The organism is Gordonia sp. DT101, from assembly GCF_049844895.1.
In the GTDB taxonomy this organism is placed as follows: domain Bacteria; phylum Actinomycetota; class Actinomycetes; order Mycobacteriales; family Mycobacteriaceae; genus Gordonia.
Genome location: NZ_JBNCLX010000001.1, coordinates 701,393 through 717,939 on the forward strand (window position 1 = coordinate 701,393; position 16,547 = coordinate 717,939).

The following is a 16,547-nucleotide window of genomic DNA, read 5'->3' on the forward strand; positions in this document are numbered from 1 at the left end:
GCGATCCGATGAACCACAAGTGAATGGTGAACGATTTCCCGCGCAGGGCCCTTCGACGCGAGAGAGGATGAGGGCGGCCGGTGCTGTCGACGGAATTTCGGGCAGTCCCGGTCGACGACGGGCTACCGGTCGTGTGAGGAGAGTGCATGTTGTCTGGGCACGAGCAACCGGGACGGACGGTCCAGGAGTACATCGACGACAAACCCCTCTGGCGGGACGGTACCGACACCGCGATTCCGCCGATGACCGGGATGCAATGGCGGATCTGGTGGCTCGCCGCCGCGGGTAAGTTCTTCGAGGGCATCATGATCTTCATGACCGGGGTCGCCCTGCCCCTGATCACGATCGACTTCTCCCTGAACACCACCCAACAGGGCTTCATCTCGTCGGCGTCGTTGGCCGGCATCCTGGTCGGCGCGACCGCGCTCGGCAGCCTCGCCGACCGATTCGGACGGAAGAGGATGTTCATCGCCGAGATGGCGATCTTCGCCCTCTTCGTCACGGCGACCACGTTCGCGCCGAACTTCATGGCGCTGGTGGTCTTCCTCTTCGGCGCGGGGATCGCCCTGGGGTGCGACTACCCCACGGCCCACATGGTCATCTCCGAGAGCACGCCCACGCCCCGACGGGGCCGGCTCGTGCTGTCCGCGTTCGGGTTCCAGTCCGTCGGCGCGTTCGCGGGCACATTCCTGGGCTTCTTCATCCTGTACCACAACCCGGACGTCGAGGCCTGGCGCTGGATGTACGGGGCGGTGATCATCCCGGCCATCCTGGTCCTGATCGGCCGTTTCTACCTTCCCGACAGCGCGCATTGGCTGCTGTCCCGCGGCCGGCTGCATGATGCCGAGGTCGAGACGCAACGACTGCTCGCCCGGAAGCCCGCCTACCCCAGCCAGGTGATTTTGCGGCCCGATGGGGAGAATCCGGCACATTCGGCACGGTCTGGCCGATATCGCGACCTCTTCGGCGCGAAATACCGCAGGGTGACGATCTTTGCGTCGGTGCCCTGGGTTCTCCAGGACCTGTGCACCTACGGGGTAGGCATCTTCACCCCGGTCCTCCTCGCCGCGGTGGTCGGCCGCCAATCCGACCTCGACTCGCTACAGGATGTCATCCACAACGACATGCTGGGCGCCAAGGGATCCGCCCTGATGGACATCGTGTTCATCATCGGGATCGTCGTGGCGATCTTCCTCGTCGAGCGTGTAGGACGCCTGCGTCTGCAGATCACCGGCTTCGTGGGTTGCGGACTCGGTCTGTTCCTGGTCGCGATGGCCACCCTGGATCCAGACGACTACAACATCCCATTGCTGTTCGGCGGCTTCGTGCTCTTCTACTTCATGAACAACCTCGGGCCGAACTCGATGACCTATCTCATCTCCGGCGAGGTCTTTCCCACCGAGATCCGAGGCAAGGGAGCAGGATTCGCGGCATCGTTCGCCAAGGTGGGCGCGGTTGGCGCGGCGTTCTTCTTCCCCATGCTCGCGGATGCGATCGGGACCAGCGCGCTGCTCTTCCTGCTCGTCGGCACGACGATCCTCGGAGTCATCGTGACCATACGTTTCGGGTTCGAGACCAGCGGCATGAGCATCGACGCCCCGGGTCTGGGAGCACCCGACCCTCGCGCGTCCGCCATGTCATCGAGCACCAGCGCCTAGCAGGACTCACGCCGTCAGGCGTGGAACTCGTTCTTCGGCAACCGAGGTCGCGCTCCGGCAGGCCAACGCCGACCCGGCACACGCAGCGTCCATCCGGCCGGTACCACGGTGAAGTCCATCCACCGACCGTCGCCGAGCCAGAGCGACCACAGGTCCTCATCGGGAAAATCGCCGATCCGCACGAACAGGTCCTGCCGGCCGACGTGTGCAGTCATCCAGCCCTGGTCGTCCGGATCATCGACGAAGACCGCCGTCGCGGCCAGCGCGGCCTCCAGGTCGTCCACGCGGTCGGAACGTTTGACCATCTGATCGTCTCCCCCTCAGTCCTCGAAGCGGACCGAGCTGACCGCAGATGCGATCGACCGCCGGAACGTGTCGCCCTCGCGAGCCGGCGCGGTCCCGGTCGCGTGCAGGAGATACGCGACGTTGCCGCGGCGGTAGGCGGCGTACCGGATCGCGCAATACCAGGTCTGATCGTCACCGACGTAGGTACCCGTCTGCAGCGAGGAGCCCTCGGTCCGGAAGCCCGGTTGTGTTCGGGTGGCCTCGTTCTCGGTCCACTCGGGCAGCGCACGCGGCTCGACGAAGGCGTGATCGATCAGACGGGAGACATCGGCGGCGTGGTCGATGACGAAACGGGTCACCACGATCGCCACGGTCCCGTCGTTGCCATGGTCGGCGATGAACAGCTGAAGGTATCCCGGCACAGTGGCAGGCCGCCAGACGTCGCGGTCGATGTCGATCAGCACCTCACCCGGGATGGATCGCTCATCGGACACGCGACTGGCGGTGACCGCCATCCGCTCGAGGCGTTCGAGAATCGGCGTCTCGTCGCCGTCCTGGGAACGGTCGATGCGACGAGCACGCGCCGCAACGTCATAGGCGACTGAATACGGTCGCAGCATCGTTGGCTCCACCAACCGGGTCTCGTCCCGGGATGGGCGGTCGAGTTGATCGGTCTCGGCGGTCACCGCGGGTCACGCACCCTGCCACCTGCTGCTTCGGCGCGCGAATCCGCACCCGTCGCGTCCACCCAGTATTCGGCCACCAGCCGAGAATAGTCAGGCGGACCGACCAATGGGTGATCAACTCAGCGCACGGCGTGTGAGATTCGCGATCTCGTCCGAAAAGGCAACGAACATAATGGATTCGACAGTCGAATTTGCTTCTTTGACAGCCCGAACCTGCTGGTCGACGGCGTCGTGGAGGGGCCACCCGTAGGCGCCACCGGAGATCAGCGGGAACGCCAGGGATTGCGCGCCGAGCGAGTCCGCCAGACGCAGGCTGCGGGTGTAGCACGACCGCAACACCTGCGACTGGTCCTCACGGTCGGAGTACACCGGACCGACCGTGTGGATCACCCAGCGCGCCGGCAGGTCACCGGCCGTGGTGGCGACGGCGGCACCGGTCTCGAGACCGGACGGCAGCGTGGTCTCGCGGAGCAGACGGCATTCCCGAAGGATGGCGGGGCCGCCGGCGCGATGGATCGCACCGTCGACTCCACCGCCGCCGAGCAACGAGGAGTTCGCGGCATTGACGATGACGTCGGTACGCACCGATGTGATGTCACCGGTGACGACGTCGATACCGCTCATGTTCCCCGATTGTAGGCGCGCCCTACAGCGAAGAGGAACCGTTCTGACGTTTACCCGACTTGGACCGGTAGAGCATGAAGCCGCCGTAGATCGCGAGGCCGAACAGCGCAATCCAGAAGAGTCCCTTCAGAAGTGGGCCGACGATCGCGAGGGCGAGGAGCACCACTGCAATGATGCCGAGCACTTTCCAGAAGCCGAGGCCGTTGCCCGTCGTGTTTGTGGGGGTTGTTGGTGTGGTCATGACTCCACTGTGGACTTCCCGCGGCCGGAAATCATCAGGTCCCGGTCGAATTCGGGGAAAGATCAGGGGCATCCCTGACCCCCGTCTTCCCCGTCACCGCGGCGCCGACCGCGGGAGCCGCACCGGCTCGGTGTACGAGCAGCCGAGATCGCCCGGAGACGCGAAGCCGCATCGGTCCCGGAACCACGCGACGCCGATCTCGGCGACGCGGCGCCGGGAGCGACTCATCAGGTATCCGTGGGTGCACTCGTCGAAGACGTCGTCGTAGAACCAGGTGTCGAGCGCGGTGCGCGGCACGCTGAACGACGCGAGCAGCGGCACCGACATGACGACGGTGGAGAGCCGGAGCAGGAACGTCTCCGAGCTCAGCGACTGGATCTGTGCGCATTCGACGTCGTCGGTGTCGTCGACGCGGACTCCGGCCGGACCGATGTCCAGGATGGCGGCCCGGGGCATCTCCCCCATCGATTCCACGAGCCACCGTTCCATCGCGCCCCAGCTCATCGTCGGCGACGCACCGGTCCCGTCCGACTCCATGCCGTGCATGTTCGGATGGGGATCTGGTTGCTGCGGGTTCACGGGCACCTCCTGTGGTCGGGATGGCGTCAGTGAATCACCGGCCACCGACAGACCCCGTGGCCCGCCGGCCGTCTTGGCAGGATGGATTCCGTGCCCATCCCAGATTTCATCCGTGACCTACGCCGCCACGTCGGACATGAGCCTCTCTGGCTGTCCGGGGTGAGTGCGGTGGTGCTCGACGCCACCGGACGCATCCTGCTCACCCATCGTGCGGACACCCGCGAATGGGCGGTGGTGTCCGGCGTCCTCGAACCCGGCGAGGAACCTGCTCGAGCGGTGCTGCGCGAGATCGCCGAGGAGACCGGCGTCCGAGCCGAACTGGTACGCCTGACCAGCGTTGACGTGACGCCCATGATCGTCTATCCCAATGGCGACCACTCGCAGTACCTCGACGTCTGCTTCCTGGCCCGCCATATCGACGGCGAACCGCACGCGGCCGACGACGAGAACACCGACGTCACCTGGTTTCCCGCTGACGACCTACCCGAGGACCTCGCCGAGACCTCCCGGCTCCGCATCCAGAACGCTCTCCGCGACGATCCGGCGGCGTGGTTCCGCCCGTAGGCCGGGCGGGTTCGTCGCCCCGTGCGCGTCAGGATTGCCGTGATCCGGCGTCACCGGTCACTGACTGCTGTCACCGATCACCGACTGCTGAATCGCCAGGTAGTAATCACGCTGCGCCGGGTAGTAGTCGTCGAAATCGATGACGTCCGGATCGCACCCGCCGATCACCGCCGACAGTCGGTCCAGGTAGTACTCCCAGCCCGGGCCGGTGTTCTCGATCATCGAGGGATCGTCGATGATCTGGCTGAGCACCAGCGTCGTGATCCCGTCGGACTCGGACAACTCGACGATCAGATCCCAGGTGCCGAAGTCGTCGGTGGTGTGCACCCGCAGCAGCCGGGGCGGCTCACAGCGACGGATGTCGTACCGGGTCGGCGACATGTTCTCCTCGCCCTCGGCGTTCATCGTGAAGTCGACGTGGCCGCCGGCGGGGTCGCCGCTGTAGAAGCCGATCCACCGGGCCAGTCGATCGGACTCGGTGACCGCCGCCCACACGTCATCGATGCCGGCGCGAAACGTGCGGGTGAACTCCATGGCGTCGCCTTCGGCGCGGACGAGGTGGCGGCCGGACGGATCTGTGGTCATGCGGAGTCCTCCTGTGGGTCGACGGCCACCCTGCGGCCGTCGCGTCTGGTGCGATACACCTCGGTGTCGAGGGCATCGAGCATCCCCTCGTCGATCCTCGATCGGTGCGTGCCCGCCCGCCCGGCGCCGGGCAATTCGTCGGGTCGCGGACCCAGGTCTGCCAGGAATGTCCGGACATCCTCCAGCGGTTTCGGGTCGAGGCGGTAGTGCCTTTCCCGGCCCCGGTCGGTGACGTCGACCAGCCCCGCGGCGGCGAGTACCCGCAGGTGACGGCTGATGGCGGGCCGGGAGATCGGGCGGTCGCCGGCGAGCACATCGGTGATGTCGACGACCCGACAGGGACCGTCGACCAATATCCGCAGGATTCGGCGACGTACCGGATCGGCGATCGCGTCGAAGACACCCATCACAGAATGGTAACTGAACGGTTACCAATTGCGCCACCGGTCGACGTCGGCCCCCGGTCGGCAGCGCAGGCCGACTCGCATCGGAATACTCGCCCCGGGCCGTACCCTTGAACCACACATGGCCAAGAGATTCGTCGCGACCGCCTATGGCGACCCTGCAGATGTGCTCGAGTATGTCGATCACGAGATCCCGGCTCCCCTGCCGGGACAGGTGGTCGTGCAGACACGGGCCATCGGGATGAACCCGGTCGACGTCAAGTCCGTCCGTGGCCAGACCGGCACCGACGAGTCGAAACTCCCGCTGGCGATCGGTTACGAGCTGGCGGGGACGGTGACCGCGGTCGGCGACCTCGCAGATCCCTTCGCGGTCGGCGACGAGGTCATCGTGTACCGGGCTCACGGCGCGTACGCCGACAGCGTGCTCGCGAACGTCCGCGCAGTTCATCCGCGGCCTGCCGAACTCGACGTCGAGCGCGCGGCCGGGCTCCTCCTCGTCGGGGTCACTGCGGCCGACGCCGTGCGCACCGCAGACGTGACCGAATCCGATGTGGTTCTCGTCCACGGCGGTTCCGGCGCGGTCGGCTCGATCGCGGTGCAGCTCGCAGTGACCGCGGGTGCAACCGTCATCGCCACCGCGGGTCCCGCCAACCAGGAACACGTGCGCGCACTCGGCGCGACCCCGGTGCCCTATGGCGACGGACTCCTCGAGCGCATCGCGGCGCTCACGCCGGCCCCGGTCACCGCCGTCATCGACACGGTGGGCAACGACGACGCCATCGACACCTCACTTGCCCTGGTCGACAATCCCGGAAAGGTCGTCAGTGTCGCCGCCTTCGGACGTGCCGCCGACGGAATCGTCCTGGTGAACGGCAGCACCCCGGAGAGCAGACGACATCGGGCCGCGGCCGTCGAAGGCCTCATCGCCGACGCCGCGGCGGGAACACTCCTCACCGAGGTCGCGGCGACCTTCCCGCTGACCGACGCTGCGACCGTACTCACCGAACTCGAGCACGCACATCCACGGGGCAAGTTCATCCTGCTGCCGTGAGCCACCTGAAAGCTGATCCAACCGAAAGGAAGTAGCCGAATGTCGGTTCCCACAATCACTCTCAACAATGGTGTACAGATCCCCCAGCTCGGTTTCGGCGTTTTCCAGATCCCGCCGGAGGAGACCGAGGCGGCCACGCTGGCCGCGCTGGACGTCGGTTACCGCCACATCGACACCGCCGAGATGTACGGGAACGAGAAGGGCGTTGGCGCCGCCCTGGCCAAATCGGGGCTCGATCGTCGCGACGTGTTCATCACCAGCAAACTGAACAACGGCTTCCACGCCTACGACGACGCCCTCAAGGCCGCCGATCAGACACTCGCGGACCTCGGTCTCGAGCAGATCGATCTCTTCCTGATCCACTGGCCGCTGCCCGGGGTCGGCGACTATGCCGAGACCTGGCGGGCCCTCGAGAAGTTCCACGGCGACGGCAAGGCACGAGCGATCGGTGTCTCCAACTTCCAGCGCGCTCACCTTGAGCGACTGTTCGCCGAAACCGATGTGGTGCCCGCGGTCAACCAGATCGAGGTCCATCCGTACCTGACGCAAAATGCCTTGCGCGCATTCAACTCCGAGCACGACATCGCGACCGAGGCGTGGTCGCCGATCGCACAGGGCGACGTCCTCGACGACCCCGTACTCGTCAAAATCGCCCAGGAGAAGAACCGCAGCACAGCTCAGGTCACCCTGCGCTGGCACATCCAGCGCGGCGACATCGTGTTTCCGAAGTCGGTGACCCGCTCACGGGTCGAGGAGAACTTCTCCCTCTTCGATTTCGAGCTGTCCGTCGAAGACATCGCCGCCATCGACGGGCTGAACAAGGACCGGCGTCGCGGACCGAACCCTGACGAGTTCAACTACATCCCGGAGAGCTGACCCGCCGCGAACCGGAAACGATCCGGCCCGCTTCGCACGGCCTCGGCCGCTGGGCCCACAATGACCCCATGAGGATCTCCCAGCGCGCCGAGGCCGTCGCGCCGTTCTACGCGATGGAGTTCGGAAAGCGGGCCGCCGAACTCGAGGCCGCCGGTCACGACGTCATCAAATTGAGTATCGGCGAGCCCGACTTCGGTGCACCGCCGGCCTTTCTCGCCGCGATCCGTGAGCTGACCGACGGCCGGCCGCTGACCTACACCGGGGCACTCGGGTTGCCCGAACTGCGCACGGCGATCGCCGGGTTCTGCCGCACCGAATTCGGTGTGGATGTCGCCCCCCGGCGAGTGGTCGTCACGTCCGGGGCCTCGGCCGCACTGCTGTTGAGCTGCGCTGCCCTCGTCGATCCGGGCGACGAGGTCCTCGTCGCCGATCCGTCGTATCCGTGCAACCGGCAGTTCGCGGAGAGCTTCGGGGCGCATGTGCGTCTGATACCGACCACCCCGGCAACGCGCTTCCAACTGACGTCGGCACTCGTCACCGACGCCTGGGGCGAACACACTCGGGGAGTGATGGTCGCGTCGCCGTCCAATCCGACCGGGACGTCGGTGCCGTACGACGAACTGGTCCGGATCTGCGCCGACGTGGCCGACCGCGACGGATGGCGGATCGTCGACGAGATCTATCTCGGCCTGGCCGATCCCGGGCCCGACGGCGCCCGCCCGACGAGCATCCTGGCCGCGGACCCAGGTGCGATCGTCATCAACAGCTTCTCCAAGTACTTCGGGATGACCGGCTGGCGTCTGGGCTGGTGCATCGTGCCCGACGATCTCGTCCCGGTGATGGAACGACTGGCGCAGAATTACTACATCTGCCCTCCGACACCGGCGCAGTACGCCGCACTCGAGTGCTTCACCGACGAATCGCTCACGTTGGCCGAGGCCCGCCGCGAGGAGTTCCGCATCCGGCGCGAACTCGTCGTCGACGGTCTGGCGCGGATCGGACTCGATGTGCCGGTGGTGCCCGACGGCGCGTTCTACGTCTACCTCGATGTCTCGCCGACCGGACTCACGTCGTCGGAGTTCTGTGACCGAGCATTGCGTGAGGTACACGTGTCCCTCACTCCGGGAAAGGATTTCGGCCACCATACCGCCGACGACCACGTTCGGCTGTCGTACGCAGCATCGATCGACGAACTGACCGAGGGACTACGGCGGCTCGGCGAGTTCGTCGACACACTCCGGCGACCTGCCTGAGATCGACCGTCAGCGCATCGAGGAGGATGAGCGCCATGGGTCCACAGATCATCGATTCACGGAAGATCGAGCGTGCGGTCGGCGAGGTACTCGACGCCGCGGTCACCGGCTCGGCACGAGTGCCCGGCGTGGTCGCGGGCGTCACCACCGACACGGAGCTCCTGACGCTGTCCGCTGCGGGCCTGCGCGCTGTCGACGGCACCGATCAGATGACCATCGACAGCGTATTCGCCATGTTCTCCACCACCAAAGCGATCACCGCAACCGTCGCTCTGCAACTCGTCGAGCGCGGCCTGCTCGATCTCGATGTGCCGGCCAGGGAATACGTCCCGCAGTTGCGCGACGTCCAGGTGCTCGACGGCTTCGCGGACGACGGCAGCCCCCGACTCCGCCCACCGTCCTCCGACGTGACGCCACGCCAATTACTCACCCACACAGCCGGTTTCGGATACGACTTCTTCAACGAGAACTATCGTCGGCTGACCGGTGACCACGGCGTTCCGGGTGTCATCAGTGCGACGATGGAATCATTGTCCACTCCGTTGCTCTTCGATCCCGGCACACGGTGGGAGTACGGCAGCAGCATGGACTGGGCCGGACTCGTCGTCGAAGGCGTCACCGGTCACCGACTGGGCGACGTGATGTCCGAGCACGTTTTCAGCCCCCTCGGTATGTCCGACACGTCGTTCACCCTCCCCGACGATCTGGCCCGCCGACGTGCCGTCCTGCACCACCGAGCGCCGGACGGTTCCTTGTCCCCCAACCACAAGTGGAAGATGCCCGACGACCCCGAGGTGCACATGGGCGGCCAGGGCCTCTACTCGACCGTGCGCGACTACCTGGCGTTCATCCGGATGTGGCTCAACGACGGCCTCTCCGACTCGGGCGAGCAGATTTTGCGGCCCGACACGATCGCGGACGCCTCGCGCAACCACCTCGGCAACCTCACGGTGACCACGCTGCCCGGCGTGATCCCCGCGCTGGCCCACGATATGGACTTTTTTCCGGGAATCCCCAAGTCCTGGGGACTCAGCTTCCTGATCAACGACGAGGACGCTCCCACGGGCCGACCCGCGGGATCGCTCGCCTGGGCCGGGCTGGCCAATCTGTACTACTGGATTGATCGACGCACCAAGATCGGCGGCTTCTGGGCGACCCAGATCTTCCCATTCCTCGATCCGACCGCGTACGGCAAGTACCTGGACTTCGAGCGGGCCGTCTACCGCTCACTCGGCTGAGGACCCACCCGCCTGCCCCACGAGCTCGCCCATCGGGCACAGAACCTCGCCCATCGGGCACAGAACCTGGCCGATCGGGCACAGAACCTCGCCGATCGTGCACAGAATGTCGCCGATCGTGCGCGTGGGGGGGTCATCCGGCCGGGCATCGCGCCTCGCTGGGCCGACGACGCGGTCGCCCGATCCGTAACTCCAGTGCGCGAGCAATGATTCTACGCCCGATCAGTGACATTCTGTGGCAACGGTTTACGCCATTCCTTGACATTGACACCGATCCGGTCGTGCCGGGAACCCGACCACGCGACATCGAGTCCGTGCCGCCGAAGGGTCCCGACGATCTGCTCGGCGAGCAGGGTCTCGGTGCGCTCGTATGCGACGTGCTCGGCATCGGCGTCACCGGCCGACATCGCGTCCAGCAGCGATTCCGGCAGGGTCGGATGCGGACGAAAGGCACTGTAGCCGAGATAGAGGACTGCGTCGTCGTCTGCGAGCCGTTCGGCGTCCTGTTCGTGGAAGAAGACGTAGGCCCACTCGCGGAATTTGTACCAGTCGTCGCGATCCGGGTCCGGGGTGCGTTCACCATCGATCTCCTGTGTGGCGCATCGGCTACAGCACGAGAAATTCATCCGGGCCAGCACGCCTTCTGAGTCGAGATCATCGAAGGCAGCCCGCAGCCGCGCATAGTCACCGTTGTCGGTCCACTGCCGTTGCGCTTGCGCCCGATCGTCCCAGAGCCGGCGAACCTCCCCGACAGCGGCATCGGCCGACTCACCGACGTCCTCGGCCCAGTCGCGCGCGTCCGCCTCGATCTCGACGAGCCCGGTGAAACCGGGGACCAATCGAGACCTCACGAGATCACGCAGATCGGTAAGGTGCGCTCCCTGCATAGATGCTCCCATCCAACGGGTCTGATTGGCTATTGGACGTCGCCACCGATCGCATGGTTCCGGCGATGGCGACGGTTCGTCTGTTCGGACGACACCGCGTAACCTCTCGGGCGTGCGCTTCTCCGAGGAACGCGCGGCGCTCGGCGCCGCTGCTCATCGACTTGCCCGCGCGGGGATGACCCACGGCACCGGCGGGAATCTCTCGGTCCGCGTGGACGATCACGTTCTCCTGACCCCGTCGGGCTGCCGGCTCGCCGACGTCACGCCCGACCAGATGGTGGCGGTCGACCTCGACGGAACGATCGTGGAGGACACGCCCTTTCAGCCGACATCGGAATTGCGCATCCACCTCGACGTGTATCACCACACGTCGGCGGCCGCGGTGGTCCACGCACACCCGATCGCGTCGACAGCCGCTGCCAACGTCGTCGATGAGCTGCCCGTGGTGCATTACACGGCCGCCCTCATCGGGGGTGCGATCCGAGTTGCGCCGTATGCAGTGTTCGGCAGCCGCGCACTCGGCGAGGCGGTGGCCGCGGCCCTGACCGATCGCACGGCCGCCCTCATGCGCAACCACGGTTCCGTCGCATACGGCGACGACCTCGACTCGGCCTGCGACCGAATCGAACTCGTGGACTGGCTGGCCGAGCTGTACCTGCGTTCCGCGGCGGTCGCCCCGCCCGCGACCCTCACCGACGACGACATCGTCGACGTCGTGATCACCGCGACGCGACGACAGTATTCACCGTTCCCCGGGAGGAATCCATGAGAGTGGCCACGTTCGGAGCACACGTCCTCGACGTGCTCGCACAACCTGTGGACGAGATCCCCGGAGGTCAGGGTGCTGCCCTCGTGCAGAACATCCGGATGTCACCGGCGGGACCGGCCGGCGGCACCGCTCTCGCCCTCGCCAAGCTGGGCGTCGAGGTCTACACGGTGGGCGCGATCGGCCACGATGACCCCGGCGACCTGCTGACCACGATGCTCCATCGCAACGGAGTGAACACCGACCATCTCGTCACGGTCGACCAACCGACGTCGATGAGCATGTTGCCGATCCGCAGTAACGGGGACCGACCTGCGCTGCACCTACCCGGCGCCAACCTCGCCTATCCGCTCGACAGCGCCCCGTTGGAGCTCCTCACCGGGATGGACCACGTGCACATCGGTGCACCGGAGCTCCTCAACCCGCCGGAACTGGCCCCGCTGCTCGCCGACATCCGCGCCACCGGGACCACCATCTCCGCCGACATCCTCGCCGACGGCGATCCCGGCCTACTGGCATGGATCGAACCTGTTCTGCCACAACTCGATTACCTCCTTCCCAACGACGACCAGGTCCGCGGATTCACCGACGAGTCAGACGTGATCGCCGCGTGCCGACGCCTCGTCGACCGCGGCGTCAGCTGCGTGGCGGCCACCGCGGGCGCCGACGGCGCCTACGTGGTGACCGCCGACGACGCCGAGCATGCTCGTGCCCACGATGTGACCGTCGTCGACACCAGCGGTTGCGGCGATTCGTTCTCGGCGGGCTTCCTCGCCGCTCGCGGGCACGATCTGGGACTCCTCGCCGCCGCGGAGATCGGCTGTGCGGTGGCCGGGATCGTCGCGACCGGACTGGGCAGCGACCACGGCGACTTCACCTGGGCGTCGATCACGGGCTGACGCGTCATCGATCGATCGGATGACCCCCAGAAATCTGGGCGCAGAACTCCACTGACGCTCGGGATGGGAATCGTCGAGTGCACGAGCGAGTCTCGTATGCATGAGCACTCCGGCCCGCACCACCATCCGCATCAACCCGACGAGCTGGAACGCCGGGTTCCGCTTCGACCACGCCCAGCTACGGCCTGCGCCGCGTGAAGTCCTGACCATCGCCGGCCAGGCGTCCGTCGCCGACGACGGCAGCCTGCTGCACGAAGGTGATGTCGCCGCGCAACTCTCGCTCGCCGTCCACCATGTCGAGGAGATCTTGGCGCGCGTCGACCTCACGCTGGCGGATGCCTTCTCGATCACCATCTTCACGACCGACGTCCCGGCGACCCTGGCCGCCTACGAGGCACTCACCGAACGCCTCGACGCGCACGGTGCGACGCCACCGGCCGCCCTCGTCGGTGTCGCCGCCCTCGCCCTCCCCGGACTCGCCGTCGAGATCACCGCCCAGGCCGGTCGCTGAACGTAGATGGCGAGTGTGGTCTCGATACGCCCCTCGCCTGGCGGCTCGGGGCTACTCGACCAGCGGAAAGCCACACAGCGACCACCATCCGCTGATCGACCACACAGCGACCACTGTCCGCTGATCGAGTAGGCAGCGAGCGCAGCGAGCCGCCGTATCGAGATCAACCTCACCACAACCTCTTCAGACCCCTTCACAACCAGGAGAACCCCATGTCCCTCACCACGCCCGACGCCGCCACGGTGGCCGGCCCCGTCCTCACCCCCACCGATCCCGGATACGCCGCGGAACTCGCCGGCTTCAACGTAGCCACCGTCCAGACCCCCGACATCGTCGTCGGTGCCACGTCGGCCGACGACGTCGCGGCCGCGGTCCGATATGCCCGCGACCACGGTCTCCGGGTGGGCGTTCGCGCCACCGGCCACGGCCCGGTCGTCGAAGGCAACGGGTACCTCACCATCGTCACCTCCCGCATGACCGAGGTCAGCGTCGACCCGGTCACCAGGACCGCGCGCGTCGGGGCAGGCGCCCGGTGGCGTGACGTGATCGCCGCGACCGCGGCACACGGACTGTCCGGCCTCGTCGGGTCGTCCTCGTCGGTGGGCGTCGTCGGATACACGCTCGGCGGCGGATTGAGCCCTCTCGGACGGCAGTTCGGCTACGCCGCCGACCACGTCCGCAGCATCGAGGTGGTGACCGCTGACGGCACCATTCGCACGGTCGACGCCGGCGCCGGGCCCGACCTGTTCTGGGCGCTCCTCGGCGGCCGGGACGGCTGCGGGATCGTGACAGCCGTCGAGTTCGACCTGATCGAGCTCTCCAGCATCTACGGCGGGGGCATCTTCTTTGCCGGATCGGCGGCCGAACAGGTTCTGCATGCCTGGCGCCGATGGGCACCGACCCTGCCGGAAGAGGCGGGCACCTCGGTTGCCATCCTGCGCCTCCCGCCGGACCCTGCGCTCCCTGCCCCGCTGCAGGGTCAGATGGCGGTCCACGTCCGATTCACCTACACCGGAGATCCGGCGATCGGTGCACAGTTACTCGCCCCGATGACGACCGCCGGACCGGTCCTGCTGCAGAACGTCGCTGTGATGCCGGTCGCCGCGCTCGACGCCGTGCACATGGATCCGCCGGGACCGATGCCCAGCATCGAACGTGGCAGCGCACTACGGGAGCTCCCGGCCGAGGCCGTCGACGCCGTCCTCGCCGTGGCCGGACCGGCGGTCGCAAGTCCGCTGGCCATCGTCGAGCTTCGCCTCTTGGGCGGGAAACTGGCTGCACCCCAGGGTGTTCCGAATTCGGTCACCGCCCGATCAGCGGCCTACAACATCCTCGCCATCGCGGTCCCGGCAGGTGCTGCCGCCGAGCTGGCCGGCCCGCACGTCGGAGCGGTGAACGCCGCGGTCGCACCATGGGCCGACGGAGCCGCCCTGAACTTCGCCGGCCAGACACCGGCCGTGGAGTTGCCCGAACTGTGGTCGCCGGACGATTGTGACCGGTTGTCCGCCATCCGCGAGCGCCACGATCCGGACGGGGTGTTCCGCCGGACGGCCTGATCGCGACCAGCACAGTGCCCCGAATGTCTGCCCCACAAATCTGGGATGGACATCTGACCTGCGACGACGGACACTGATGACCATGGCCACAGCAGCCTTGACCGCCGAGCGCGTACGCCGCGACATCGACGTGCTGGCCCACGCGGGCCTCGGGGTGAGTGACTTCATCGACGAGACCATCGAGTCGCTGACCCGTGCAGTCCCGCACGCCGCGGCGTGCGCCGCCACCGTCGACCCGAATTCGTTGATCCTGACGAGCGTTCGCAAGTACGGATCGTTGGTCGGACGCAACACCCATGACGACGAGTTCGGGCTGATGGAGTACGGCCGCGCGGAGGACTCGTCGTTCCGCGAACTCGCACTCGCCCGTGTCGACGCGGTCGGCGTGCACGAACTGACCGGCGGCGATAGCCGGCGTTCGCCCCGGATGGCCGAATTCATGACGCCGCACTTCGACTTCCGGGACGAGGCGCGGCTGATCCTGCGCGACGGCGCGCAGGTGTGGGGTGCCATCGCGTTCTTCCGGGAGGCCGGGGAGGCGCCGTTCGATACCGGCGAGATCGACTATCTCGACACCTTGTCGCAGTCCATGGCACGCGGAGTCCGGACCGGGCTGCTCACCACGGTCGTCGCCGAACCCCAGGCCACCTCCGCCGGGCCGTGCGTCCTCATCGTCGACAGCACCAACCAGATGATCCAGATGAGTTCGGGCGCCGAAGAGCGCCTCGACGACCTACTGACCGGAAGAAACAGCGGCGCAGCGAGTTCGGTGATCACCTCGTTGGTGGGTGCGGCCCGCCGCTACGGACGGGGAGAGACCGATGTCCCGCCTCGACTGCGCGTCCGGGGGGCTTCCGGGATGTGGTTGGTGGTGCACGCGTCACCGCTCTCGAACGCCGAGGGACGAGTCGGCGAGGTGGTGGTGACGATCGAGGAGGCGCGCCCCCCGGAGATCGTGCCGATGGTGGTCGCGGCCTTCGGCCTCACCGCCCGGGAACGCGACGTCACCCAGATGGTGCTGCAGGGCGTGGCGACCAAGGACATCGCGACCGCACTGCACGTGTCCGCCTACACGGTCCAGGATCACCTCAAGTCGATCTTCGACAAGGCAGGCGTCCGGAGTCGGCGCGAACTCATTGCGCGGGTCTACTTCGATCAATATGCCCCGCGGATGAACGATCCGTTGCTGCCATCGGGGTCATTCGACGTCGCCGGCGGGTAGCGGGCTACCTGACCATCCGCACAGCAAGGTCGCCGTACGCGCGACCCAGTGCCTCGGGGTCACGGTGCGTCCGCGAGGGAAACCAGCGACAGACGTCGACGCACAACGAGGACAGCGCCAGCACGACATCGCCGGCCGCGGCGACGGTGAACTCCCCCGACGCCACGCCTTTGCTCACGATGGAGCTGATCACATCTGACGTATCCCGTCGGATCGCAGTGATCTCGCGGTAGTGCTCGCGCGTCAGTCCGTGGAGTTCGTATTGCACGACTTTCGCGAGCTGATGGTGTTCCGCCTGCCACTGCGCGAATTCCCTCACGACGGCCCGTAACCGCTGGTCGTCGGGCAAGGACTCGTCGTCGACGGCGCGCAACGCCGCCAGCACACCGCGGTGTCCCTGGAGCGCGATCGCGTAGAGCAGTTCCTCTTTCGATCGGTAGTGCGGGTACATCGCCGCGGCGCTCATGTTCAACCGCTTGGCGATCTGCCGGGTGGATGTCCCCCCGTAGCCGACCTCGGCGAAGGACGCAATCGCCGCCTGACGAATCCGTTCCGCTGCCACGGAGTCACCGGCACGCGACACGGCCATCTCCCACCTCTCTCCCGACCACAGCCTTGTTGACCAGATCGCACTGTACGGTGCATCATAAGCGAGCGCTTAG

General features: G+C 66.9%; 20 protein-coding genes. 11 read left to right on the plus strand and 9 right to left on the minus strand.

From position 1 onward, the window contains the following. Positions 1 to 146 precede the first annotated feature (146 nt). Complete coding sequence (locus tag ACLQ3I_RS03475; protein WP_425800114.1) at positions 147 to 1,658, plus strand: MFS transporter; 1,512 nt, start codon at positions 147 to 149, stop codon at positions 1,656 to 1,658. 14 nt (positions 1,659 to 1,672) lie between these two features. Here ACLQ3I_RS03475 and ACLQ3I_RS03480 read toward each other — a convergent pair whose 3' ends face one another. The 5 genes from ACLQ3I_RS03480 to ACLQ3I_RS03500 form a co-directional block, all read right to left on the minus strand. Continuing rightward, positions 1,673 to 1,963, minus strand: a complete 291-nt coding sequence (locus ACLQ3I_RS03480) for a hypothetical protein (RefSeq protein WP_425791013.1) — start codon at positions 1,961 to 1,963, stop codon at positions 1,673 to 1,675. Between the two features lie 15 nt (positions 1,964 to 1,978). Beyond that, positions 1,979 to 2,629 carry a hypothetical protein gene (locus tag ACLQ3I_RS03485; protein ID WP_425791011.1) on the minus strand — a complete coding sequence of 217 codons (651 nt, stop codon included), beginning with the start codon at positions 2,627 to 2,629 and terminating at the stop codon, positions 1,979 to 1,981. Positions 2,630 to 2,743: 114 nt separating this feature from the next. Continuing rightward, positions 2,744 to 3,253 (minus strand): O-acetyl-ADP-ribose deacetylase, encoded by a 510-nt coding sequence (locus ACLQ3I_RS03490; protein ID WP_425791009.1) that lies wholly within the window; start codon positions 3,251 to 3,253, stop codon positions 2,744 to 2,746. Between the two features lie 22 nt (positions 3,254 to 3,275). Further along, positions 3,276 to 3,494: a hypothetical protein gene (locus ACLQ3I_RS03495; RefSeq protein ID WP_425791007.1), complete on the minus strand. Its 219-nt coding sequence runs from the start codon at positions 3,492 to 3,494 to the stop codon at positions 3,276 to 3,278. 93 nt (positions 3,495 to 3,587) lie between these two features. Further along, positions 3,588 to 4,073 (minus strand): hypothetical protein, encoded by a 486-nt coding sequence (locus tag ACLQ3I_RS03500; protein WP_425791005.1) that lies wholly within the window; start codon positions 4,071 to 4,073, stop codon positions 3,588 to 3,590. 90 nt (positions 4,074 to 4,163) lie between these two features. Here ACLQ3I_RS03500 and ACLQ3I_RS03505 point away from each other — a divergent pair, with 90 nt between their 5' ends. Next, complete coding sequence (locus ACLQ3I_RS03505) at positions 4,164 to 4,637, plus strand: NUDIX hydrolase (RefSeq protein WP_425791003.1); 474 nt, start codon at positions 4,164 to 4,166, stop codon at positions 4,635 to 4,637. A 57-nt stretch (positions 4,638 to 4,694) separates the two neighbouring features. Here ACLQ3I_RS03505 and ACLQ3I_RS03510 read toward each other — a convergent pair whose 3' ends face one another. Together ACLQ3I_RS03510 and ACLQ3I_RS03515 are read right to left on the minus strand one after the other, a co-directional pair. After that, the gene (locus tag ACLQ3I_RS03510; protein ID WP_425791001.1) at positions 4,695 to 5,222 is read right to left on the minus strand and encodes an SRPBCC family protein; all 528 of its coding nucleotides are present in this window, start codon (positions 5,220 to 5,222) and stop codon (positions 4,695 to 4,697) included. Then, positions 5,219 to 5,629, minus strand: coding sequence for an ArsR/SmtB family transcription factor (locus tag ACLQ3I_RS03515; RefSeq protein ID WP_425790999.1), 411 nt, complete (start codon positions 5,627 to 5,629; stop codon positions 5,219 to 5,221). The genes ACLQ3I_RS03510 and ACLQ3I_RS03515 overlap by 4 nt, the downstream gene beginning before the upstream one ends. Positions 5,630 to 5,747: 118 nt before the next feature. Here ACLQ3I_RS03515 and ACLQ3I_RS03520 point away from each other — a divergent pair, with 118 nt between their 5' ends. The 4 genes from ACLQ3I_RS03520 (at position 5,748) to ACLQ3I_RS03535 (ending at position 10,044) form a co-directional block, all read left to right on the plus strand. Beyond that, on the plus strand, positions 5,748 to 6,677 hold the full coding sequence (locus ACLQ3I_RS03520; RefSeq protein ID WP_425800115.1) for an NADP-dependent oxidoreductase: 930 nt from the start codon (positions 5,748 to 5,750) through the stop codon (positions 6,675 to 6,677). Positions 6,678 to 6,716: 39 nt separating this feature from the next. Further along, positions 6,717 to 7,553, plus strand: a complete 837-nt coding sequence (locus ACLQ3I_RS03525) for an aldo/keto reductase (RefSeq protein ID WP_425790995.1) — start codon at positions 6,717 to 6,719, stop codon at positions 7,551 to 7,553. Between the two features lie 68 nt (positions 7,554 to 7,621). After that, a complete protein-coding gene (locus ACLQ3I_RS03530) occupies positions 7,622 to 8,806 on the plus strand; it encodes a pyridoxal phosphate-dependent aminotransferase (RefSeq protein ID WP_425800116.1) in 1,185 nt (394 codons plus the stop codon). A 35-nt stretch (positions 8,807 to 8,841) separates the two neighbouring features. Then, complete coding sequence (locus ACLQ3I_RS03535; protein WP_425800117.1) at positions 8,842 to 10,044, plus strand: serine hydrolase domain-containing protein; 1,203 nt, start codon at positions 8,842 to 8,844, stop codon at positions 10,042 to 10,044. Between the two features lie 212 nt (positions 10,045 to 10,256). On the opposite strand, the gene ACLQ3I_RS03540 is transcribed toward ACLQ3I_RS03535, so the two are convergent. Further along, positions 10,257 to 10,943 carry a DUF6891 domain-containing protein gene (locus tag ACLQ3I_RS03540; RefSeq protein WP_425800118.1) on the minus strand — a complete coding sequence of 229 codons (687 nt, stop codon included), beginning with the start codon at positions 10,941 to 10,943 and terminating at the stop codon, positions 10,257 to 10,259. Between the two features lie 100 nt (positions 10,944 to 11,043). Here ACLQ3I_RS03540 and ACLQ3I_RS03545 point away from each other — a divergent pair, with 100 nt between their 5' ends. The 5 genes from ACLQ3I_RS03545 (at position 11,044) to ACLQ3I_RS03565 (ending at position 15,885) form a co-directional block, all read left to right on the plus strand. Further along, positions 11,044 to 11,700, plus strand: coding sequence for a class II aldolase/adducin family protein (locus ACLQ3I_RS03545; RefSeq protein WP_425800119.1), 657 nt, complete (start codon positions 11,044 to 11,046; stop codon positions 11,698 to 11,700). Then, positions 11,697 to 12,596, plus strand: coding sequence for a carbohydrate kinase family protein (locus ACLQ3I_RS03550; protein ID WP_425800120.1), 900 nt, complete (start codon positions 11,697 to 11,699; stop codon positions 12,594 to 12,596). The genes ACLQ3I_RS03545 and ACLQ3I_RS03550 overlap by 4 nt, the downstream gene beginning before the upstream one ends. Before the next feature lie 100 nt (positions 12,597 to 12,696). Further along, the gene (locus ACLQ3I_RS03555; protein WP_425790983.1) at positions 12,697 to 13,107 is read left to right on the plus strand and encodes a RidA family protein; all 411 of its coding nucleotides are present in this window, start codon (positions 12,697 to 12,699) and stop codon (positions 13,105 to 13,107) included. Between the two features lie 212 nt (positions 13,108 to 13,319). Next, on the plus strand, positions 13,320 to 14,663 hold the full coding sequence (locus tag ACLQ3I_RS03560) for an FAD-binding oxidoreductase (protein ID WP_425800121.1): 1,344 nt from the start codon (positions 13,320 to 13,322) through the stop codon (positions 14,661 to 14,663). 82 nt (positions 14,664 to 14,745) lie between these two features. Continuing rightward, a complete protein-coding gene (locus ACLQ3I_RS03565) occupies positions 14,746 to 15,885 on the plus strand; it encodes a helix-turn-helix transcriptional regulator (RefSeq protein ID WP_425790979.1) in 1,140 nt (379 codons plus the stop codon). 4 nt (positions 15,886 to 15,889) lie between these two features. Here the strand turns inward: ACLQ3I_RS03565 and ACLQ3I_RS03570 are convergent, their stop codons facing one another. Further along, on the minus strand, positions 15,890 to 16,474 hold the full coding sequence (locus ACLQ3I_RS03570) for a TetR/AcrR family transcriptional regulator (RefSeq protein ID WP_425790977.1): 585 nt from the start codon (positions 16,472 to 16,474) through the stop codon (positions 15,890 to 15,892). Positions 16,475 to 16,547 lie beyond the last annotated feature (73 nt).